12 protein-coding genes are annotated in these 23,164 nt (G+C 73.6%); all 12 read left to right on the top strand.

What is annotated here, in order from left to right:
• The 12 genes from NFU81_RS22970 (at position 1) to NFU81_RS22905 (ending at position 23,133) form a co-directional block, all read left to right on the top strand.
• Positions 1 to 1,179, top strand: coding sequence for an MFS transporter (locus NFU81_RS22970; RefSeq protein WP_251492900.1), 1,179 nt, complete (start codon positions 1 to 3; stop codon positions 1,177 to 1,179).
• An 874-nt stretch (positions 1,180 to 2,053) separates the two neighbouring features.
• Positions 2,054 to 3,124 (top strand): LacI family DNA-binding transcriptional regulator, encoded by a 1,071-nt coding sequence (locus NFU81_RS22965; RefSeq protein ID WP_251492988.1) that lies wholly within the window; start codon positions 2,054 to 2,056, stop codon positions 3,122 to 3,124.
• Between the two features lie 91 nt (positions 3,125 to 3,215).
• Positions 3,216 to 4,877 (top strand): ribulokinase, encoded by a 1,662-nt coding sequence (araB, locus tag NFU81_RS22960; protein WP_251492899.1) that lies wholly within the window; start codon positions 3,216 to 3,218, stop codon positions 4,875 to 4,877.
• A 90-nt stretch (positions 4,878 to 4,967) separates the two neighbouring features.
• Positions 4,968 to 5,693: an L-ribulose-5-phosphate 4-epimerase gene (locus NFU81_RS22955; RefSeq protein ID WP_251492897.1), complete on the top strand. Its 726-nt coding sequence runs from the start codon at positions 4,968 to 4,970 to the stop codon at positions 5,691 to 5,693.
• Positions 5,690 to 7,195 carry an L-arabinose isomerase gene (gene araA, locus NFU81_RS22950; protein WP_251492895.1) on the top strand — a complete coding sequence of 502 codons (1,506 nt, stop codon included), beginning with the start codon at positions 5,690 to 5,692 and terminating at the stop codon, positions 7,193 to 7,195. Before NFU81_RS22955 ends, araA begins: the two co-directional genes overlap by 4 nt.
• 142 nt (positions 7,196 to 7,337) lie before the next feature.
• Positions 7,338 to 8,660: an ATP-grasp domain-containing protein gene (locus NFU81_RS22945; RefSeq protein WP_251492893.1), complete on the top strand. Its 1,323-nt coding sequence runs from the start codon at positions 7,338 to 7,340 to the stop codon at positions 8,658 to 8,660.
• On the top strand, positions 8,657 to 9,991 hold the full coding sequence (locus NFU81_RS22940; protein WP_251492891.1) for an MFS transporter: 1,335 nt from the start codon (positions 8,657 to 8,659) through the stop codon (positions 9,989 to 9,991). The genes NFU81_RS22945 and NFU81_RS22940 overlap by 4 nt, the downstream gene beginning before the upstream one ends.
• Positions 9,992 to 10,120: 129 nt before the next feature.
• Positions 10,121 to 10,609, top strand: a complete 489-nt coding sequence (locus tag NFU81_RS22935) for a YbaK/EbsC family protein (protein WP_251492889.1) — start codon at positions 10,121 to 10,123, stop codon at positions 10,607 to 10,609.
• Between the two features lie 212 nt (positions 10,610 to 10,821).
• Positions 10,822 to 18,972 (top strand): type I polyketide synthase, encoded by an 8,151-nt coding sequence (locus tag NFU81_RS40850; RefSeq protein ID WP_285833820.1) that lies wholly within the window; start codon positions 10,822 to 10,824, stop codon positions 18,970 to 18,972.
• Positions 18,973 to 19,009: 37 nt separating this feature from the next.
• Entirely contained in the window at positions 19,010 to 20,173 is a 1,164-nt protein-coding gene (locus NFU81_RS22915) for a kinase-like protein (protein ID WP_251492887.1), read from the top strand.
• The gene (locus NFU81_RS22910; protein WP_251492885.1) at positions 20,170 to 22,074 is read left to right on the top strand and encodes an FAD-dependent oxidoreductase; all 1,905 of its coding nucleotides are present in this window, start codon (positions 20,170 to 20,172) and stop codon (positions 22,072 to 22,074) included. Before NFU81_RS22915 ends, NFU81_RS22910 begins: the two co-directional genes overlap by 4 nt.
• A gap of 78 nt (positions 22,075 to 22,152) precedes the next feature.
• The gene (locus NFU81_RS22905) at positions 22,153 to 23,133 is read left to right on the top strand and encodes an NAD(P)-binding domain-containing protein (protein ID WP_251492883.1); all 981 of its coding nucleotides are present in this window, start codon (positions 22,153 to 22,155) and stop codon (positions 23,131 to 23,133) included.
• Positions 23,134 to 23,164: the final 31 nt, after the last annotated feature.

Here is a 23,164-nt window from a genome sequence, read left to right as displayed (position 1 = left end):
ATGAGAAGGCGTTACTCGCTCACCTTCTATCTTGCGGGGGCGACGGTGGCCCGCGCCGGGGACGAGATGTCGGGACCCGCGCTGATGCTGGCCGGATTCGCCCTGGCCGGGTCGACCGCCGACGCGTCGGCGCTCCTCGCGGGCATCACGATCTCCGCCGCGGTCGGGGGGCCGGTGCTCGGGGTGCTCCTCGACAGGGCCGCACGGCCAGGTCGCCTGCTCGCCGGAGCGCTGGCGCTGTACGCGGTGGGGCTGGGGGCGGTTCTCCTGGGCCTCGGGCGGGTGCCGTTCGCGGTCACGATCACCATCGCTGTGGTGACGGGGTTGACGGGGCCGGCCCTGTCGGGCGGATGGACGGCCCAACTGCCGCGCGTGGTGGACGGCGACCGCCTGCCCCGGGCGAACGCGTTCGACGCGATGACCTTCGGGGTGGCGAGCCTGGCCGGTCCGGCTCTCGCCGGCGGGGTGGCGCAGGCGGTGGGAGCTCGGACCGCGGTCGTCGTCGCGCTGATGCTCATCGCGCTGGCGCTGCCCGCCGCGTGGGCTCTGCCCGGCCGACCCGGCCGACCCGGCCGGGTGAGGAGGGCTGCGACCCTGGCGGCCGGACTGCGGGTCGTCGCCGGAAGGCCCGCGCTGGCGCGGGCGACTCTCGCCTCGGTCCTCTCCTGCGTCGCCCAGGGCATGCTGATGGCCTGCGTTCCGTTGCTGGGGGAGCGGGTTCTGGGCGGAGCCGGACGGGGGGCGGTGCTCCTCGCCTGCGCGGCGGGTTCGGCTCTGGTGGCCAACGCGGTACTCGCCCGCTTCCCGCGGGCGGTCGCCCCGGCCGCGGTCATCCGGGCCGGCGCGCTCGTCCAGGCGGCGGCCTTGGCCCTGGCGGCCTGGGGCCAACCCGTCGTGCTCGTCGCGGCGGCGCTCCTGGCCGGGCTCGGCGAAGGCCCCCAACTGGCCGCACTGTTCGCCATCCGGCACCGGGAGGCCCCGGAACACCTGCGTGCGCAGGTCTTCACGACGGGAGCCAGCGTGAAGCTCACCGGATTCGCCCTGGGCGCGGCCCTCGCCGGCCCCCTCGCCACCCGCTCCCTCCCCACCACCCTGGCCTCCGCGGCCTGCGTCGCCGCCCTGGCCGCCTTCCCCTGCCGGGGAGGCCTGCGCGCGGTTCCCCCTGCGGGCGCGCTGTGACGGGTCCACCGGCGGGTGGTCCGTATCGGACCGAACAGCCCCTCCGGTCCGGTGGCGACGTGCAGCTCGTCGACGGTTGGCCGCGCCCAGCGCCACCTGGATGCGCTGGCGGTCCGTGGCCACACGACGGCCGGTGGTGGGCTGGTCGCGCAGTTCCCCGCGCCCCTGATCGGCTGGCGGCCCGTCGCCGCATGAGGGTGCCACCCAGGGGCGCGGGGAACTGCGCGCTCAGCCGGCCACCGGCGGGTGGTCCGTATCGGACCGAACAGCCCCTCCGGTCCGGTGGCGCCGTACAGCCCGTCGACGGTTGATCGCGCATTCCGCCCCCCATGGCTTCGCCTGGGGGCACCCCCAGCGCCACCTGGACGCGGTGGCGGTCCGTTTCCACGTGACGGTGGTGTCGCGGTCACTTGCGCAAGGGGGGCACACCAGGGGCGCGGGGAACTGCGCGCTCAGCCCTCCACCGGCGGGTGGTCCGTATCGGACCGATGAGCCCCTTTGGGCCGGTGGCGACGTGCGGCCCGTCGTGGAGGTACCCCCAGCGCCACCTTGAGGGCTTGCCCTCCTCCGCGGGGAACTGCGCGCTCAGCCCACCACCACCGGCGGGTGGTCCGGGACGGACCGAAGAGCCCCCTTGCGCCGGTGGTCCGGGACGGACCGAAGAGCCCCCTTGTGCCGGTGGTCCGGGACGGACCGAAGAGCCCCCTTGCGCCGGTGGTCCGGGACGGACCGCAGAGCCCCCTCGCGTCGGGGGCGACGCACCGCCCGGTGGGGCAATAGGCTCGGGGGCGCCCCACGTGGAGTGGGTGGTGCGCTGGCCTTGACGATCTGTGCTGTGAGCGCTAACAATGACATCATCACGGATCGGAGAACCATGTCGCACACCGCGCAGAGCGACGGGCACGCCCGCCGGGGCCGCGCGCCCACGATGGCGGATGTCGCCCAGGTGGCAGGCGTCTCGCACCAGACCGTCTCGCGCGTGCTCAGCCACCACCCCAACGTGCGCGACACGACCCGCGCCGAGGTGCAGCGGGCCATCGAGCAGCTCGGCTACCGGCGCAACTCCTCGGCGAGAGCCCTGGTCACCCGGCGCACCCTCACCCTCGGGGTGGTGGCGTGCAACCCGACGCTCTTCGGTCCCGCCAGCACGCTGTTCGGCCTGGAGGAGGCCGCCCGCGACGAGGGCTACATGGTCTCCGCCGTCACGCTGCGCCGCTACACGGCCAAGGCGCTCGAAGAGGCCATCGACCACCTGAGCGACTGGGGCGTCGAGGGCATCGTGGTGATAGTGCCGCACCGCGAGGCCGTCGCCGCGCTGGCCGAACTGCGCCTGCCGTTCCCGGTCGTCACCGTGGAGGGCGGGCACTCGCTGCCGATAGCGGGGGTGTCGGTCGACCAGGAGCTGGGCGCGCGGCTGGCGACCAGCCATCTGCTGGGGGTCGGCCACCGTACGGTGTGGCATGTCGCCGGGCCGCCGGACTGGTTCGAGGCCGAGGCCCGGGTGAACGGCTGGCGCAGCACCCTGGAGGAGGCCGGCGTCGAGGTGCCGCCGCCGCTGGTGGGGGACTGGACGCCGCTGTCGGGCTACCGCGCGGGCCAGGAGCTGGCCGGGCGGGTCGCCGCCGGGTCGGCCCGCAGGACGTCCGCCGACGTCACCGCCGTGTTCGTGGCCAACGACCAGATGGCGCTGGGCCTGATGCGGGCCTTCCGCGAGGCGGGCCTCTCGGTCCCGGGCCAGGTCGCGATCGCCGGCTTCGACGACATCCCCGAGGCCGAGTTCTTCGCCCCGCCGCTGACGACCGTCCGGCAGGACTTCGCCGCGGTCGGGCAGGCCAGCATCCGCCTGCTGGTGTCCCAGTTGGAGTCCGGCTCGACCAGCCATGACGGTGAGCGCGTGGTGATCGAACCCCGGCTGATCGTCCGGCGCAGCAGTACGTCGTCCTGAGGCCGCCAGGGCCGCCCGCGCGGCGGCCCGCACGAAGGTTCCGGCACGCCACGGGCGCCGCCGGGACCTCCCGCATATCTGGAGAGCATCTATGACCACCGATTCGCCCGCCGTGACCGTGGGTGTCGACTTCGGGACCCTGTCGGGCCGCGCACTGGTCGTCGCCGTCGAGGACGGCGCCGAGCTGGGCAGCGCGGTGCACGAGTACACCCACGGCGTGGTGGACGGTGTGCTGCCCGGCAGCGGCCATGTGCTGCCGCCCGACTGGGCGTTGCAGATCCCGCAGGACTGGCGCGACGTGCTGCGCTTCGCGGTGCCGCGCGCGCTGGCGGCGGCCGGGGTGCGGGCCGAGCAGGTGGTCGGCATCGCCACCGACTTCACCGCGTGCACGGTGCTGCCGGCGCTCGCGGACGGTACGCCGCTGAGCGAGCTGCCGGACTTCGCGGACCGGCCGCACGCGTACCCCAAGCTGTGGCGGCACCACGCGGCCCAGCCGGAGGCCGACGCGATCGTGCGGGCGGCCGAGGAGTCGGGGCAGGACTGGCTGCCCCGCTACGGCGGGAAGATCTCCAGCGAGTGGCAGTACGCGAAGGCGCTGCAGATGCTGCGCGAGGACCCGGAGGTCTACGCCGCCACCGAGCGGTGGATCGAGGCGGCCGACTGGATCGTGTGGCAGCTGACCGGCTCGGAGAACCGAAACCTGTGCACGGCCGGCTACAAGGGCATCCACCAGGACGGCCGTTACCCCGACGCGGCCTTCCTGGCCTCGCTGCACCCGGACTTCGCGGACTTCACCGCCAAGCTGGAGCACCCGCTGTCCCAACTCGGCGCCCCGGCGGGGAAGCTGAGCGCGCAGGCGGCGGCGCTGACCGGGCTTCGGGAGGGCACGGTCGTCGCGGTGGGCAACGTGGACGCGCATGTCACCAGCGCGGCGGCCCGGGCGCTGGAGCCCGGCCACATGCTGGCGATCATGGGCACCTCGACCTGCCACATCATGAACTCCGACGTGCTGGGCGAGGTCCCCGGCATGTGCGGGGTGGTCCGCGACGGCGTGGTGCCCGGGCTGTGGGGCTACGAGGCCGGGCAGAGCGGGGTGGGCGACATCCTGGCGTGGGCGGTGCGCACCGCCGCGCCGCACGAGTACGCCGCCGAGGCCCGGCGCGAGGGCGTCTCGGTGCACGAGCTGCTCACCCGCAAGGCCGCGTCGCAGCCGGTCGGCGGGCACGGCCTGGTGGCGCTGGACTGGCACAGCGGCAACCGCTCGGTGCTGGTCGACCACCATCTGTCAGGACTGATCGTGGGGTTGACGCTGGACACCCGCCCCGAGGACATCTACCGGGCGCTGGTCGAGGCGACCGCGTTCGGCACCCGCACGATCATCGAGGCGTTCGAGGAGTCGGGCGTGCCGGTGGGCGAATTCACTGCGGCGGGCGGGCTGTTGAAGAACGCCTTCCTGATGCAGACCTACAGCGATGTGCTGGGCCGCCCGATCAACCTGCTGGCCTCCGAGCAGGGTCCCGCGCTGGGCGCGGCGATCCACGCGGCGGTCGCGGCGGGGGAGTACCCGGACATCCGCAGCGCCTCGGAGGCGATGGGGCGGATCGAGCGGGCGGTCTACGTCCCCGATCCGGAGCGGGCGGCCGCGTACGACCTGCTGTACGCCGAGTACCGCACCCTGCACGACCACTTCGGCCGCGGCGGCAACGAGGTCATGCACCGGCTGCGCGCGCTGCGCACGGCCCGGGAGGCGTGAGGTGCCGGGTCGGCACACACCGCAGATTGTTAGCGATCACTATTTTTGTTAGCGCTCACTATCCGAGAGACGAGACCGAGGTTCTTCGCCATGAGCAGTCCCCCCGCACCGGCCGGCGCCGTCGCGCGCCTGCGTGAGCAGGTCAGCGACCTGCATCAGGAGTTGGTCCGCTACAACCTGGTGGTGTGGACGGCCGGAAACGTCTCCGCCCGGGTGCCGGACGCCGATCTCTTCGTGATCAAGCCCAGCGGGGTGGACTACGACCGGCTGACGCCCGCGAACATGATCGTGTGCGACCTCCAGGGCCGTGTGGTGGAGGGCGGCGGCCTGTCGCCGTCGTCGGACACCGCGGCGCACGCGTACGTCTACCGGCACATGCCCGAGGTCGGCGGGGTGGTGCACACCCACTCGACGTACGCGTGCGCGTGGGCGGCCCGCGGCGAGGCGGTGCCGTGCGTCCTGACCGCGATGGCCGACGAGTTCGGGGCGGAGATCCCGGTGGGGCCGTTCGCGCTGATCGGGGACGACTCGATCGGGCGGGGCATCGTCGAGACGCTGGAGGGCCACCGCTCGCCCGCGGTGCTGATGCGCAACCACGGCGTCTTCACGGTGGGACGGGACGCCCGTGCCGCGGTGAAGGCCGCGGTGATGTGCGAGGACGTGGCCCGGACGGTGCACATCTCGCGGCAGCTGGGCGATCCGCTGCCGATCGCCGGCTCTGACATCGACCGGCTCTACGAGCGCTACCAGAACGTCTACGGCCAGCCCGCGCCCGCCACCGAACGCCCCGCCACCGACCGAGGAGCCACCGCATGAACTCCACCCCCACCGCAGAGGTCTGGTTCCTGACCGGCAGCCAGGGCCTGTACGGTCCCGACACCCTCGCGCAGGTCGCCGAGCAGTCCCGGCAGATATCCGACCAGCTCGCCGCGCTGCCGGGCGGGCCGGCGCGGGTGGTGTGGAAGCCGGTGCTCACCGACGCCGCCGCGATCACCGGCATCGTCCTGGAGGCGAACTCCGACCCGGGGTGCGTCGGGCTGATCGCCTGGATGCACACCTTCTCCCCGGCGAAGATGTGGATCGGCGGCCTGGACCTGCTGCGCAAGCCGCTGCTGCACCTGCACACCCAGGCCAACGTCGAACTGCCCTGGTCCACCATCGACATGGACTTCATGAACCTCAACCAGGCCGCCCACGGCGACCGGGAGTTCGGCTACGTCCAGTCCAGGCTCGGCGTCACCCGCAAGACGGTGGCGGGCCACGTCACCGACCCGCAGGTCGGAGCGCGCATCCACGCCTGGATGCGGGCCGCGGTCGGCCACGCGGCGCTGCGCCGGCTGAAGCTGGCCCGCTTCGGCGACAACATGCGCGACGTCGCGGTGACCGAGGGCGACAAGGTCGAGGCGCAGCTGCGCTTCGGGGTGTCGGTGAACACCTACGGCGTCAACGACCTGGTCGAGGCGGTCGATTCGGCCTCCGACGCCGATGTCACCGCCCTGGTCAAGGAGTACGCCGACGCCTACCGCCTGGCACCGGAACTGGCCGCGGGCGCCGACCGGCACGACTCGCTGCGTTACGCGGCCCGTATCGAACTGGGCCTGCGGACCTTCCTCGACGACGGCGGCTTCGGCGCCTTCACCACCAACTTCGAGGACCTCGGGGGACTTCGGCAGCTGCCGGGCCTGGCCGTGCAGCGGCTGATGGCCGACGGATACGGCTTCGGCGGCGAGGGCGACTGGAAGACCGCCACGCTGCTGCACACCATCAAGGCCATGGGCGCGGGGCTGCCGGGCGGCACCTCCTTCATGGAGGACTACACCTACCACCTGGCTCCGGGCAGCGAACTGATCCTCGGCGCCCACATGCTGGAGGTCTGCCCCACCATCGCCGGCGCGCAGCCGAGCTGCGAGATCCACCCGCTGGGCATCGGCAACCGCGAGGACCCGGTCCGGCTGGTCTTCGACGCCGCCCCGGGACCCGCGGTCGTGGTGGGCCTGGCCGACATGGGCGACCGCTTCCGGCTGGTCGCCAACCAGATCGACATCGTCGACCCCGTCGAGCCGCTGCCCGCCCTGCCGGTGGCCCGCGCGGTGTGGCGGCCCGCCCCCGATCTGCGCACCTCCACGGAGGCGTGGCTGACCGCGGGCGGCCCGCACCACACGGTGCTGTCCACCGCGATCGGCGCCGAGGAACTCACCGACCTCGCCGACCTCCTGGGCACCGAGCTGCTGATGATCGACACCGACACCGACATCCGCCAGTTCACCAGGGAGATCCGCTGGAACCAGGCCTACTACCACCTGGCCCGCGGCCTGTAGTCCCCGGCAGGGCGCCTCCCAGGGGCCGCAGGGAGCGTAAAAACGACCCCTGGTGCCCCTGTGGGGGCGCCTCCCCGCCCTGTTACACTACGCGGGCTTTACCACACGGAGTGTCACGAGGACCGGAGAGCTTGGAGGGGACATGAGTAGGCCGACCGTCCTGTTAGTGGGGGCCGACAGCTACGTACTGAGGGCCTGCGAGCGCCACCAGGTGGACGCGGTGGTGATCAGCAACTCCGGTGCGTACGAGTCGGGCCGGGTGCGGCTGCCGACCGGGGGGCGGCTGATACGGGTCGACGACGTCACCAACGTCGAGGACATACTCGGCGCCCTGCACCGCGAGGGCCTGGGCGACCTGAGGTTCGACGCGGTGCAGACCACCTGGGAGTACGCCGCGGTCACCACCGCCGTCCTGGCGCGCGCCCTCGGCTGTCGCACCATCGACCCGGTCACCGCCCTGCACTTCCGCGACAAGTCCCTCCAGAAGGCCCGCCTCCGAGACGCCGGCGTCCCGGTCACGCGGGCCGTCGTCGTTCCCGACGTCTTCGACGTCGCCGACGTCCCCTTCGACTTCGAGCGCGCCGTCCTCAAGCCGATCGCCGGCGGCGGCACCACCTCCACCAGCGTGGTGACCTCCCGCAAGGACCTGGAGGACGCCAGCCGCGCCTTCCGCGAGCAGAAGGAGACCAGCCGCACCTTCCTGCTGGAGGAGTTCGTCGAGGGCGACGAGTGGATGGCGGAGGGCATCGTCTTCGGCGGCGAGGTGATCTTCTTCGGCCTCGGCGCCTACACCGAGCCCTGCCTTGAGGCCGTGAGCGGCCAAGTGCCCATCTCACTGCGCCGGTTGGACCCCACCAAGGATGCGGAGGCGTACGCGAGCGCCGAACCCGTGGTGCGCGCGGCCATCGCCGCGCTCGGGCTGCAGGACAGCGTCTTCCACATGGAGCTGTTCCGCGAACCGGGCACCGGCCGGATCGTCTTCAGCGAGTGCGCCGCCCGGCGCGGCGGAGCGCTCACCCAGGAGCAGGTGCACGCGAAGTTCAACGTCGACCTCGCCGAGGCCGCGCTGCTGTGCGCGCTCGGCCGCCGCCCCGACCTGAAGGTCAACGTCACCCCCGACGTCATCGGTTGCGTCGGCTTCTACGGCACCGCGGGCACCGTGATCAGCTACCCGACACCCGACGAGCTGATCGCCGAGCCCGACGTGATCTTCGCCCAGACGTACGTGCCGCCGGGCGCCACGCTGTCCACGAAGTTCTCCGCCTCCGCCGACATGCTCGGCGCGATCCTGCTGTCCACGCAGAGCGTCGAGGACTTCGACAAGCGGGTGGTGGAGCTGCGCACCTGGATCGACGACCGGCTCGTGGTCGCCCGGCCGAACCTCAACAGCGGCCAGCGGTGGGCCTGGCAGAACGCCAACTGGCCGGACCGCGAGTACCGCGACTGGCTGTACGAGGGCCGGTGAAGCGTGCCGGCGGCCCGCCCCGCGGCGGGACGGCTGCGGAGCCGGCGGAGCCGGAGCCGCCGCAGTCGCCCGAGCCGCCGCGATTAGCCGGCCCTCGCCCGGGCAGGCTGCGCGCCGCCGTGCGCCGCGCCCTGCCCGAGCCCGGGCCGCAGCGCCTGCTCGCCGGGGCGTCCTTCGCGGTCACCGTGGGCGGCGGCATGCTGGCCGGCACGACCATGCTCTACCTGACCCGGATCGTCGGCATGTCCGCGGTCCGGGTCGGGCTCGGCCTGACCGTCGGGGCCGTGCTCGGGCTGGTCTTCGGGCCGTACATCGGCCACCTCGCCGACCGGCGCGGCCCGCGCGAGGTGCACGTGGCCACGATGATGTGCGGAGTGGCGGCCACCGCGGGCTTCGCGGTGGCCCGCTCCTTCTGGGCGCTCGCGCTGGTCTCGCTGCTGACCACCGCGGTCGGCTCGGCGGCCGTGGCGAGCCGGGCGCCGCTGATCCGCGCGCTGGCCGGTGCCGACGCGACCGCCTACCTCGCCTACCAGCGGGCGATCACCAACGTGGCCATCATGGCGGGCGTGCTCATCGGGACCGTCGGCATCCAGCTCGACTCGGGGCCTGTCTACGTCGGCCTGATCCTGGCCGCCGCCGGGACCTTCCTGGTCGCCGCCGCGATCCTCACCCGGCTGCCGCACGTACCGCCGCTGCCCGTGGACCCGGCCCACAGCCGGTGGGCGGCGCTGACCGACCGCGCCTACCTGGCCGTGACGCTGATCAACGGCGGGATGTCGCTGCACCTGGCGATACCGACGTTCGCGCTGCCGCTGTGGATCGTCGAGAACACCTCGGCCCCGCGCGCCGCGATCACCGGGATCATGCTCGTCAACGGGGTGCTGGTGGTCGCGCTCCAGGTCCGGGTGAGCCGCGGGGTGACCGACCCGCGCACCGCGGCGCTGCGGATGCGGTGGGCGGGGGCCGCACTGCTGGTCTCCACGGTGCTGATCGGCGCCATGTCCGGGCTGGCCTGGTGGTCCGCGCTGCTGGTGCTCCTCGTCGCGACCGTCGTCTACACCTTCGGCGAACTGTGGCAGGCCGCCGCCTCGTTCGAGCTCGCCTTCGGCCTGGCCCGGCCGCACCTCCAGGGGCAGTACGCCGGGATCTTCGGGCTCGGCGTGGGTGGCGCGAACGCCGCGGCGCCCGCGGTGCTCGCCGCGGTCTGCCTCGACCACGGGCCGCCGGGCTGGGCGGTGCTGGGCGCCCTGCTGCTCGGCTGCGGCGCGCTGACCCCGCGAGCGGTGCGGTGGGCGGAGGCCACCCGCGGGCCCGCGGCCGCGCCCGTCTGACGGTCCGTCCGATCGGGTATGCTCGGCAACCCGACAAGAACGCACGCCGCGATTTCCCTATCGGCTTTTGTGCGGGGGCAATTCACCCGGCGGACAGGTATTTCTTCAGTCAGGGAGCAGTGGGCACCGATGGCCTCTGAGGACGTGTACGGCAAGCTGATCTCGCTCCTCGACGAGCACGGCGCCAGTTATCGGATCATCGAGCACGAGCCGGAAGGCGTGACAGAGGCGGTCAGCCGGCTGCGCGGGCACGATCCGCGACAGGCCGCCAAGTGCATCGTCATCATGGTGAAGATCGGAAAGAAGGAGAAGCGGTACGCGGCCGCGGTCCTTCCGGGAGATCGCCGTGTCGACTTCAACCGTATGAAGACCCTGTGCAACGGCACATACGCCTCGTTCGCCACACCGGAAGTCGCCGAGGAGCTGGCGGGCACCCCGGTCGGCACCATCCCGCCGTTCTCCTTCGACGAGCGGATGGGCCTGTTCATGGACCCTGAGCTGCTGGAATTCCCCGAGGTGTTCTTCAACGCCGGCCGGCTCGACCGCACGATCGCACTGTCGACCAAGGACTACCTCGCCATTGCGAACCCCACGATCGAGCCAATCACCCAGGCCTGAAATCGCTCTTCCTGACGGCCTTGACGACGAGTGTCGGCCACTGTAAAAATAATCGCCAGTTTTCCGCAAGCAGAGCAGAGTCCCCCTTCTCGGGACCTGGTGCTTTCTGTTCTCCTGCACGTCCCGCACCGTCGTGTATGGCACAGGTATTGTCACGGGTCACCAGGGTTCCACCGTATTGACGGGGGAGGGAAACCGCTTTGCCGCGTTCCATGAACTCCCACGGTCCGACGGGCGGCGTCGAGCCCGTCGTCATCGCCCGCCGCGAGGACGTGGCCTTACGCCTGTTCGCCTTTCCGCACGCCGGCGGAAATCACACGGCGTTCCAGGACTGGCCTGCCGGGCTGCCCGACGACGTGGAAGTCGTCAGCTACGCGCTGCCCGGCCGCGGCCGCCGCCGCAAGGACGCCCCGCACGAGCGGTTCACGGACCTCGTGGACGACCTCGTCGAGATGGTCCAACGGCTCGACGACGGCGCTCCGTTCGCCTTCTTCGGCCACAGCTTCGGCGCCCTGGTGGCCTTCGAGGTCAGCCGCCGGCTCGTCGGCCTGCGCGGCCGATGTCCTGGCCTGCTGATGGTCTCGGCGCACCGGGCGCCCCACCTCCCGCCGGACCGGCCCGCGCACGGGCTGCCGCACGAGGAGTTCCTCGGCCGGGTGCGATTATGGGGTCTGATCCCCGACGAACTGCTGCAGGACGAAGAACTGCTCGACCTCGTACTCCCGCCGCTCCGGGCCGACCTGAGGCTCGACGAGGAGTACGCCCCGCCGGCCGGCGGCCGGCTCCCCGTCCCCTGCGTCGTCTACGGCGGCAGCACGGACCGCACCGTGGCCCCCGGCGAACTGCGGGCCTGGCGGGACCACTTCGAGGGCGACGTACCGGTGGAGACGCTCCCCGGCGGCCACTTCTACACCGTCGACTCCCGGCAGGCCCTCCTGACCGGCCTCACCCGGCAGTTGGACCGGCTGCGGACCGCCTCAGGGCCGTCCATCGCCGTCGCGGGCAGCCCGTACCCGCCGCCGACCCGGAGCTTATGGGCCAGATTCAGTGAACAGGCCGACGCCGCCCCCGACCGGCCGGCACTCAGCGAAGGCCCCCGCTCCTGGACCTACCGCGAGCTGCGCGACAGCGCCCTGGGCCTGGCATCGGAACTGGCCGGCCGCGGCGTCGAGAAGGGCGACGTCGTCGGCCTGCTGCTGCCGCACTCCGCCGAGTACGCCATCACCCTGCTGACCTGCTTCGCCGCCGGCACCCCCGCCTGCCTGCTGGAGAAGAACTGGCCGCCCTCGCTGCTGGCCGGCTTCCTCGCCGGCGCAGGCGTCACCACGGTCGTCACCACCCCCGACCTCGTCGGGCTGCTCCCCGACACCCACACCACCCCCGAGCGGCTGCTCGTCCTGACACCCGAGCGGTGGACGGCCCCCACGGCCCCCACGACGCCCCCGCCCGAACTGCCCGACGTCGCACCGTCGGACATCGCCCTGATCTCCATGACGAGCGGCACGTCCGGCACCCCCAAGGCGGTGCTCAACACCCACCTGGGCTGCCTGTACTGCTTCGACGCCCGCTACGCGCTCTACCCGTACCAGGACACCTCCCGCGACGGCCTGAACGTCTTCTTCGCCTGGGAGTGCCTGCGGCCGCTGCTCCAGGGCCGCCCCGCGGTCGTGGTGCCCGACGACCACGTCTTCGACCCGGTCCGGCTGGTCGGCACCCTCCGGCAGGAGCGGATCACCCGCATCGTGGTGCCGCCGTCGCTCTTCGAGAGCGTCCTGGACCACCCGGCCGCAGGACCCGGACTGGCCGACAGCCTCGCCCACATGGAGATCGTCTTCCTGATGGGCGAGGTCGTCCCGACCCGCGTCGTGGACAAGGCCGCGGCGCTGCTGCCGCCGCACGTGCGGGTCGTCAACGCCTACAGCACGTGGGAGAGCCTGGACGTCTCCTTCGCCGACCTGCTGCCGCGCCCGCCCGGCACACCGCCCACGGGAACATCCGGCTGCGCACCGGTCGGGCACGTCCTCGACGGCAGCGCCGCCGCCCTCCTCGACGACGACGGCGAGCCCGTGCCGTACGGGTCGGTGGGCGAGCTGTACGTCGCAGGCCCCGGCGTCGCCACCGGCTACCTCGACGACCCCGCCAAGACCGCCGAGCGCTTCGTGCCCTGCCCGCCCGCGCTGGCCGGCTCCGCCTTCGCAGGCCAGGTCTTCTACCGCACCGGCGACCGTGGCAGGTTCCTGCCCGGCGGCGGCCTCGAACTGCTCGGCAGGACCGGGGACGTCGTCAAACTGCGCGGCTTCAAGGTGTCGCTGCGGGCCGTCGAGGCGGTACTGGAGGACCAGGAGGGCGTGGCCCGGGTCATCGTGCGGCCGGTCCAGGACCCGCGCACCGGCCAGCCGTCCCACCTGCTCGCCTACGTCCTCGGCGACGACGGCAGCCCCTCGCCGACGCTGCTCGCCCGCTCCCGCGGCAAGGCGGGCCGCGACCTGCCGGAGTACGCACGGCCCCGCCACGTCATCGGACTCGACGCGCTGCCCTTCACCCGCAGCGACTCCCGCAAGCTCGACCTGTCCGCGCTGCCCGCCCCGTCCGAGGAGCCCGAGCCCGAGCCCGGTGCCGCGGGGCCGCTCAGCACGGCCGAGCAGCGGGTCGCCGACGCCTGGACGGAGGTGCTCGGCCTGCGCGCGGCCGGCCCCGACGACAACTTCTTCGACGTCGGCGGCGACTCGCTCAGCGCCGCCCGGCTGTCCGGCCTGCTCGCCGAGCGGTACGGCATCGCGCTGCCAGTCGTCGACGTCTTCCAGTACGCCACGCTGCGCGAACTCGCCGCCCGCTGCTCCGGCGCCGCTGCCTCGCCAGCCGTGCGGGAGCGCCCGCGCCCGCCCCGGCAGGACGGCACCAGGATCGCCGTCGTCGGCATGGCGGGACGCTTCCCCGGGGCGCAGGACATCGACGCCTTCTGGTCCAACCTGAAGGACGGCACCGACGCGCTGACCACCTTCACCGCCGAGCAACTGCGCGCCAAGGGCGTACCCGAGGAGGTGGTCACCCACCCGCAGTGGGTGGCCGCCGCCCAACTCGTCGACGACGCGGACGCGTTCGACGCGGAGATGTGGGGCATCGGGCAGCGCGAGGCGGTGCTCATGGACCCGCAGCACCGGCTCTTCGTCGAGGTCGCCGCGACCGCACTCGAACAGTCCGGCTACGCCCGCCGCGACAACCCCTACCGGCGGCGCACCGGCGTCTTCGCCGCCTGCGGCATCGACGGCTACCTCATCCACCACCTCGAAGGCGGCGGCCTGACCCGGCCGCTGGACCCCGCCGGGCTCTTCCTCACCGAGATCGGCAACGAGAAGGACTACATCGCGACCCGGGTCGCCTACCTCCTCGACCTCGGCGGACCCGCCGCGACCGTCACTTCCGCGTGCAGCAGCGCGCTCGTCGCCGTCGCCCAGGCCGCGCAGTCGCTGGCCGCCGGCCAGTGCGACATGGCCCTGGCGGGGGCCTCGTCGCTCAACTTCCCCAACTTCGGCTACCGGTACGAAGAGGGCCTGGTCGGCAGCGTCGACGGCCGGGTGCGGCCCTTCGACGAGGCCGCGAGCGGCACGCTGTTCGGCGACGCGGTCGGGGCGGTCGTGCTCAAGCGCCTGGACGACGCGCTCGCCGACGGCGACCACGTCTGGGCCGTCCTGTCCGGCTACGGCGTCTCCAACGACGGCCGCATGAAGGCCGGTTACACCGCGCCCAGCGCCCGCGCGCAGGAGCAGTGCATCTCCGACGCGATCGCCATGGCCGGCATCGGCTCCGAGCAGATCTCGTACGTCGAGTGCCACGCGACGGCCACGCATGTCGGCGACGCGATCGAGGTCAAGGGCCTGTCCGACGCCTTCGCCCGCCACCGCGCGGACGGCGCCGCCGCGCCGGGTCCTGGGGAGTGCGCGCTGGGCAGCGTGAAGGGGAACATCGGCCACGCCAACTGTGCCGCCGGTATCACCGGCCTCATCAAGACGGTGCTCTGCCTCCACCACCGCGAACTGGTCCCCACGGTCAACTTCCACACGGTGAACCCCAAACTCGTCGACTTCGTCGACCACGAGGGCACCCCCTTCACCATCCAGACCCACCACGAGCCCTGGGAGGTCTCCCCCGCCCAGTCCCCCCGCCGGGCCGGCGTCTCCAGCTTCGGCATCGGCGGCACGAACGCGCACGTCGTCCTGGAGGAGCCGCCTCCGCCTCCGGCCCCGTCACCCTCCGCGCGAGGGGGCGCCCCTGTGGGGGGCGTCGCCTCCGCGGCGGAGGGCGCGCTTGAGGGGCGCGACCAGCCGGGTGGCGCGTCGTCTCCGTCCGAAGGGGGCAGTCCGGTCCGCTCCGGACCACCGGCGGGCGATGGGCCGGGCGAAGGCAGCCCGGTCCGCGAAGAGCCGTCGGCGCACTGCGCGTTGCAGCTCGTCACCACGTCCGCGAGGAGCGAAAGCGCGCTGGAGAGCACCGCGGACGCGCTGCAGCGCGCGCTCGAAGGGCTCTCCGCCGAGGAGACGGCCGGCGCCGTACGCGCGTGGCACCTGACGCGGGAGGCGTACCCCCTGCGGCGGGCCGCCGTGCTGGACACCGCAACGGGAGAGTGGCTGCACCGAGCAGCAGGAAACGGCGCCCGAGGCGCCACCGTGGCGTTCGTCTTCTCGGGCCAGGGCTCGCAGACCGCCGCGATGGCCCGCGGCCTCTACCGCGGACGGGCGGACGGCGGCCGCTTCCGGCGGCACTTCGACGCCGCGGCAGAAGCCCTCGCGGCCCACCTCGGCACCGACCCCGCCCCGCTCGTCCTCGACGCGGACGACGCATCGGTGCAGCGCCCCCTGACGACGCAGTGCGGCCTGTTCGCCGTCGAGTACGCACTCGCGCGCACCCTCGTCGACCTCGGCGTACGCCCCGTCGCCGTCGCGGGCCACAGCATCGGCGAATACGCGGCCGCCGCGCTCTCGGGGCTGCTCACCCTGGACGAGGCGGCGATGCTCGTCGCCGTACGCGCCCGCGCGACCGAGGAGTCGGCGCCCGGCGGGATGCTGAGCGTGGTCGGCGACGAGGACCGGCTCGCGGGATGGCTCGCGGGCCGCGAGGACCTGTGGACGGCCGCCCTCAACGCCCCCGGCCGCACGGTGGTCTCCGGCACCCCGGACGCCCTGCGCGCCGCGGCCGCGGAACTGCCCGCGCAGGGCTTCACGTGCAGGACGGTGCCGGTCTCCCACCCCTTCCACAGCGCCCTGATGGCCCCGGTCGCCGCGCGACTCGACGCCGCCGCCGCGCACCTGCCCGCGCGCGTCCCCGACGTGCCGACCGCGAGCAACCTCACCGGCACCTGGCTCGACGCCCGCCACCAGCCGCAGACGTACTGGGGCGAGCACGTGACGTCGACCGTGCGGTGGCGCGAGGACGTGGCGACCCTGCTCAAGTGGTCGCCGGACGTCATCCTGGAGATCGGACCCGGCGGCGTCCTGACCGCGCTCACCGCCAAGTGCCTGGACGCCGGGCAGGATTCGGCGCCGGTCGCACTCGCCGCCCTGCCGCACGCGGCCGACCCGGCCGAGGACGACGAGCGGTCACTGCTGTCGGTGCTGGGCGAACTGTGGTGCCGTGGGGTGGACTTGGACTTCGCCGCCCTGCATGAGGGCGAGCCCGCGGGGGACCCCGCGCTACGGCTGCTGCTGCCGACGTACGTCTTCGACCGCAGCCGCTACTGGACGAAGCCGGACGCCTCGCCGTACGTGGGCCGTACGAGCGCGGACGGGAACGAGGAGCGTACGGACGGGCCGCTCGTCCGCCACGTCCGCAAGCCCGCCGCGCACACCCGGCTCTACTGCTTCCCCTACGCGGGCGGCGACAGCTCCGCCGTCCGCTCCTGGGCGCACGCGGCGCCGCCGTGGCTCGACGTCGTGGCGGTCGAACCGCCGGGCCGCGGGGGCCGGTCGGGGCTGCCCGTACCGGCCGGCGACGACGAGGACACCGCGGTGCTCGCCCACCTCGCCGAGGCCATCGCGGCCGACGCGGGCGACCCGGGAGAAGCGGCCGTGGCCTTCTGCGGGTTGAGCTTCGGCGCCGCGCTGGCCCTCGACCTGCTCGGCGGGCCGCTCGCCGGCTGGGCGGAAGACGGCCGGGTCGCCGCCTTCTGCGCGGTGGGCCGCGCCCCGCTCGGCCCCGCCGCCGCGGACCCCGGCGCACCCGCCGACACGTACCTGATGGCCCCGGACGAGGTCCGCGCCGACCCGCGCTGGCAGCAGACGGTGCTGCCGCTGCTCCGCGCGGACCTGGCGTGGGACGCCCGTACCGAGCGGCGCGTCACCGCCCGCCGCCGTGCCACCGGCCGGCCCCCGCTCGCGGCGCCCCTCCAGGTGCACTGCGGCACGCACGACCCGTCCTTCCCCCCGGCGGCGGCGCCCCGGTGGGCAGCGGCGACGTCGAGCCCGCTCGTCGACGTCGAAACCCACCCGGGCGCCCACGACTTCATGCTCCACGAACGCGACGCGATCCTCGCCCGCCTCCTCCCCTTCCTGTCCCGCCTCACCCCCCGGCCGGCGCACCCGGGCACATGGGACGGCAAGGTCCACGAGGTCCGCTGGGAGCCGCTGCCCGCGGCGCGGGCGGTGGCGGGCGACGGTGAGGCCGCGCCGGGCGGGACGGGCGCCACCTCAGGCGGTGCGGGGGGCGAGTCCGCGCCGGGGGAGGCGGCCGGTGAGCCGGCGCCCGTGGCATCGGTGGCGTCGCATGGCAGGTCCGCGCCGGGGGAGGCGGCCGGCGTGGCTCGGGCGGCCGGTGAGCCGGCGCCGGACGGAGCACCGCAGGGCGAGCCGGCGCCGGGTGGCGCAGCCGTGGCGGTCGGCAGCCCTGCCGGGACGATGACGCCCCCCGGCGTGCCCTGGGGCGTGTACGACGCCGGCACCTCCGCGGGGTTCCTGCAAGGAGTGCTGAACCGTGCCGACCGTGAGGCGGTGCTCGTGTGCCCGCCGCCCGGGGACGGCGACGCGGAGGCGTACTGCGCCGGGTTCCTCGGGGTGCTGAGGAGCCTCGCCGAGAGGGAGGCGCGGGGCGGGCTGACGCTGGTGCTGCCCGCGGCTGCGGACAGCGGGCTGGTCGCGGGGCTCACGCGGGCGTTCGTGCTGGAGGAGCCGGGGCTGCGGGTGCGGCGGGTGCATGTCGACCCGTGGCCCGCGGGCGGGTGGGACGGTGCCGCGGTCGGGCGGCTGCTCGGCCGGGTGGGCGGCCACCCGGGGGAGCAGGACGTACTGCTGCGCGGCGGGCACCTGCTCGCCCGGCGGCTCGCGCCCGCGGTCCTGCCGCCGCTGCCGCCCGGGACGCTGGGCGCCGCCGACGGCGGCTACCTGGTCACCGGCGGCACCGGTGGCATCGGGCGGGCCGTCACCGACTGGCTGATCCACCACCAGGGCGTACCGCCGGAGCGGGTGACCGTCACCGGCCGCACCGCGCCCTCCGGGCTGCGCCCCGGCGTGCGGTTCCTCGCGCTGGACCTGGCCGCCCCGTTCGACCCCGGCGCGCTCGCCGCACGTACCGGACCGCTGGCCGGGGTCTTCCACCTGGCCGGGGCGCTGGACGACGGGGTGCTGCGCAACCTGGACGCCTCCCGGCTGCCCGCGGTGCTCGCTCCGAAGCTGGCGCTGCCCCGCCTGATGGAGCTGGCCGGGCGGGCCGGTGCCGCGTGGGTCACCGCCTTCTCGTCGACCAGCTCCCTGCTCGGTGCCGCGGGACAGGCCAACTACGCGGCCGCCAACGGCTGGTCAGACGCCCACGCCCACTGGGCGCACCCCGGCGCGGGCGGCCCGGCCCTCGTGGCGGTCGGCTGGGGCACCTGGGAGGCGACCGGGATGGCCGCAGCCAACGCCAGAGCGGGGGAGGCCGCCCGCGGCGGCGGGGAGAGCCCGCTGCCCGCCGGCACGGCACTCGCGCTGCTCGGGAAGGTCGTCGCGGGCCTGCTCTCCGGGAGCGCCCCCGCCCGCAACCTCGCCGTCTGCGACATCGACTGGCCCGCCTCGCCCTGGGCGGGCAACCCCCTGGTCGCGTCGCTGCCCGCCGGGCAGCCCGCCGCCGCGGGCCGGCCGGCCGCTGAGCGCACCCCGGCGGCGGACGACGCAACCGGCGCAGGCGACGAAGCCGACCCCGTCCGCAGCTTCCTCCGCGCCTACGTCCACCGCTGGGACGAGTCCCGCCGGCTTGGCGAACTCGGCCTGGACTCCCTGGACTTCGCCCGCATGCGCGGCGACTTCGCCCGAACCTTCGGAAAGGACGTGCCCTTGTCCGCCCTCGCCCGGCCCGACCAGCGACTCGGCCAGCTCTACGCCTTCCTGTCCGAGTGTTGACCCCGGCCGAACGACCTCATCCCGCGGGAGCCCGCCGATGTCCGTGACCGACGGCAAAGCGCCCGCCGCCCCGCCCGCCGCGGCGCCGCCGCCCCTCGGCGCGGCCGCCGACCGCGACGCCACCGACCGGCGCCTCGCGCCCGTCCTGCACGACCTCGCCGCCGGCCGCGAGCTCGGCCCGAAGGAACTGGCCGAGCTGACCGCGGCCGCGGAAGCCGACGGCGTACAGCCCGCGTTCGACCCGCCCGGTGCGGCCGGCAGCCCCGGCGCCCTCGTCGCCGGGAGGGCCGCGCTCCTGCCGCGGGTGTGGGAGCCCTTCGCCGCGTGGTGGCGCTCGTACTTCCCCGGCAGCGACCCCACGGGGGCTGCGCTGGCCGACCTGTGGCGGCTGCACCTCCCGCTGGCGCAGTGGATCGTCCGCGACAAGCGCCGGCGCCGCCCCGGCGAGCTGTACATGGCCGGCTTCAACGGCAGCCCGGGCGCGGGCAAGACCGTGCTGACCAACGCCGTGGCCGTCGTCCTCGACCAGCTGCTCGACCCGCGCACCGAGGGGCGGGCGCTGGCCCGCAGCGGCGACGACTGGTACCTGCCCAGGAGCGCCCGCGAGCCGCTGCGCGCCCGCGGCTGGGACCCCGGCCCGCCCGGCGTCTCCAACCGCTCGCTGCCCGGCACCCACGACATGGACTGGCTGCTGCGCAACCTGCACGAGCTGGAGCACAGCCGGCAGGACAGCACCATGGCGCTGGGAAACTTCGACAAGAAGGCCGACGACCAGCCCGCCGACGCCTTCACGGTGCACGGCAAGGTCGGCGTCTTCCTCTTCGACCTGTGGTTCGCCGGCGCCGAGACCGCCGTGGACCCGCTGGCGCTGCCCGATGGGCTGCGGCGCCGCGTCGCGGAGCATCTCCCCTCGTGGCAGCCGGTCTTCGCCCGGATGGACGCGCTGTGGGCTTACCAGTGGCCCTCGTTCGACCAGATGGTGGCCGAACGCGAGGCACAGGAGCGGCTGGTGGAGGCCCGGCACGGCCGGCGCGGGATGTCGCCCGACCACATCCGCGGCTTCATGGCGTACATGACCGAGCAGAGCTGGGACTGGCGCACCACCTCGCCGATCCCCCCCGACCGGGTGGTCACCTTCCGCGCGTGGCGGGACGAGGGCCACCGAGTGATCGCCGTGCGAAAAGGAGCCCGAGCAGCGTGAGCCAGGCGAGGGGATCGTCGTCCCCCAACCAGCCGGCGGACTGGACGTTCGCCATGTCCGACGTCGTCAGCCAGTACCGCGAACTCGTCGAGGAGCAGCACAACGACACCGGCTTCGTCCACGACACCCTGGTGATCGGCGGCGGGGCAGCCGGCGCCGGGGTGCTGCGCGACCTCGCCTCGCGCGGCAACGCCAGCGCGCTGCTGGTCGACCGCGGGCCGTTCGGCGGCCAGACGTCGAGCAAGACCGGCAAGGCCATCCACCCCGGCATCCGCTACCTGCGGATGGCCTTCCACCGCGGGCTGCTGGCCTTCCACCTGCGCAGGGACCCGAAGATCAAGCAGACCACCGCGCAGAACCTGCGCGGCGCGTGGCTCGACCTGCAACTGGTCTGGTACGGGACGCGGGAGCGGAAGATCCTCCTGGAGACGGCCGACAACACCGTCGAGGAGATCCCCAACATCGTCTTCGTGCTGCCCGACAGCCCGGAGAAGAAGTGGGCGGTCTTCTTCGGGATCTCGCTGTACGACCTGTTCACCACCGTGTGGGCGTGGGGCGGGCTGACGCCCAGGTTCAGCCGGGTCAAGCTGTTCCTCAACGGCAAGTCCCTGCACCGCGAACTGCCCAACCTGGACTCCGAGGACGTCCTCGGCGGCATCCTCTACTGGGACGGCAAGGCGAACAACGACAAGATCCTGGTCCTCAAGGCGATCAGGGACGCGTACTACCGGCGTACCGCCGCGCACCCCATCCGCGCCCTGAGCCATGTCGAGGTCGAGCACTACGAGTGGCGCGAGCAGCAGGGCGCTCCCGGCGGCGGCCACTTCGTGGTGACGCTGGCCCGCCGCTTCGACCACGACGAGCTGCCCGAGCGGGTCACCGTCAGGGCGCACACCCTCACCAACGCGGCCGGGCCGTGGGTGGACCGGGTGCGCAACCGCACCGAGCGGCCCGACGGCCGGCAGTCCGTGGTGTACTCGCGCGGCACCCACCTGGAGGCGACCAACCGCTTCATCCACGAGAGCCTGACCGCCGACCCGCGCCTCCAGGTCGGCCTGGTGCCGCTGAACGCCGAACGCCAGCACTACCTGCGGCCGTTCCACCAGCACGGCATGTGGTATGTGCAGTGCACCACCACCGACCGGGCGCAGACCGACCCGGACGTGGTGGTGCCGGAGGAGGACGAGATCGAGGAGCTGCTGCACTCCTACAACGCCCTGGTGGACGACCGCTGGAAGATCGGCCGGCAGGACATCTTCAACGTCTTCTGCGGCATCCGCCCGCTGGCCTCGGGCGACGGCGGGAAGATCAACGTCCAGGACATCTCCCGGATGTTCCGCATCACCCGCCAGGACCACGGCGGCGGCCCGGTCTTCGACATGGTCAACGTCAAGCTCACCGAGTTCCGCTGGGCCGGCCGCGAGGTGGGCGAGCTGATCGCCAAGGAGGTGCGGCGCAGGACCTCGAAGGTGCTGGGCCGCTCCACCACCCGCCGGCTGCCGTTCCTGACCGTCCCCGGCGAGCACCGCTTCACGCCCGGCGGCGCCGAACGACCCTGGGGAGAGCCGGAGTTCGTGGCGCAGAAGGTCGGGCACTACGTCCGCCACCAGATGGCCGGCGGCTACGACGACTACCTGCTGAACTCCGGCGGGATCAGGGACGCCGTCGCCTTCGACGACGAGGGGCGCTGCGACATCGACCTCGCGGTGCTCGACCTCGTACTCGACGAGATGGCGTCCCTGCTCGGCTGGGACGCCGACCGCCGGCGGGCCGAGTGGGAGCGCTTCGCCGAGGTGTACGGCCGCAACATGGCGTGGGCCGACCTCGGCGGGAAGGTCCGCGGCCACAAGCCGGCCGAGCCCTTCAGCCTGCCGGGTGCCGCGGCCGGCGCCGCGGAGTAGGCGCCCGGCCGCCGGGCGGCACCACAGCACCTCCGACGTGAGCCACGTGCACCATCTCCGACGCGAGAGGGGTAAGGCGTGTACTTCGAGAAGGACGCGAGTCTGCACGACATCCAGGACGAGGTCGTCGCCGTCGTCGGCTACGGCATCCAGGGCAAGGCCTTCGCGGCGAACCTGCGCGACAGCGGGGTGACCGTGGTCGTCGGCAACCGCGACGACGACTACCGCGCGGCCGCCGTCGCCGACGGCTTCGACACCCGGCCGATCGCCGAGGCCGTCGCCGCCGCGTCGACGGTGCTGCTGCTCATCCCGGACGAGGCCCATCAGGAGGTGTACGGCACGCAGATCGCGCCAGGGCTGCGGGCCGGCGACCTGTTCGTGCTGGCGCACGGCTTCTCGCTGCGCTACCGGCGCATCGCGCTGCCCCAGGACATCGACGTGGCGCTGCTGGCGCCGAAGATGTTCGGCAAGCCGATCAGGCAGCGCTACACCGAGGGTTCCGGGGTGCTCGCCTTCCTCGACGTGGTCGAGGACCGCACCGGGCGGGCGCTGCGCCGCACCCTGGGCCTCGCCAAGGCGGTTGGCTTCACGCGCTACGGGGTGCTGCCGGTCTCGCTCGCCACGGAGACCGAACTCGACCTCTTCCAGGAGCAGTTCCTGACCCCGCTGCTGCTGGACGCCTTCCGCACCGCCTTCGAGGTGCTGGTCGAGGCGGGCTGCGACCCGGTACCGGCGCTGCTGGACATGCACGCTTCGGGGGAGATGGCCGAGATGATGGTCGAGGCGGCCACCACCGGGCTCTACGAGGTGATCGAGGAACAGGGCTCGCCCACCTGCCGTTTCGGCGTCCAGAAGTACCTGGGGACCCTGCTGGGACCCGAGGTGCGGGACAAGGGCGCGCAGATCCTCGCCGGGATCAGGAACGGCGACTTCGTGGCGGAGCTGAGCCGCGAGGCACAGGCCGGATACCCGAGCCTCGCGGACTACGAGGCGGCGTACAAGGCCGCGGCCATGACCAGGACCCACGACGCCTACCGGGCGATCCTCGGCCGCCCCTGACCGCGCCGGCCGGCCGGGCGACGCCCGGCCG

The sequence above is a fragment of the Actinacidiphila cocklensis genome (assembly GCF_907177275.1).
GTDB classification, from domain to species: Bacteria; Actinomycetota; Actinomycetes; order Streptomycetales; family Streptomycetaceae; genus Actinacidiphila; species Actinacidiphila cocklensis.
Note: the sequence above shows the minus strand (reverse complement) of the source record. Positions and strands in the feature narration are given on the sequence as shown.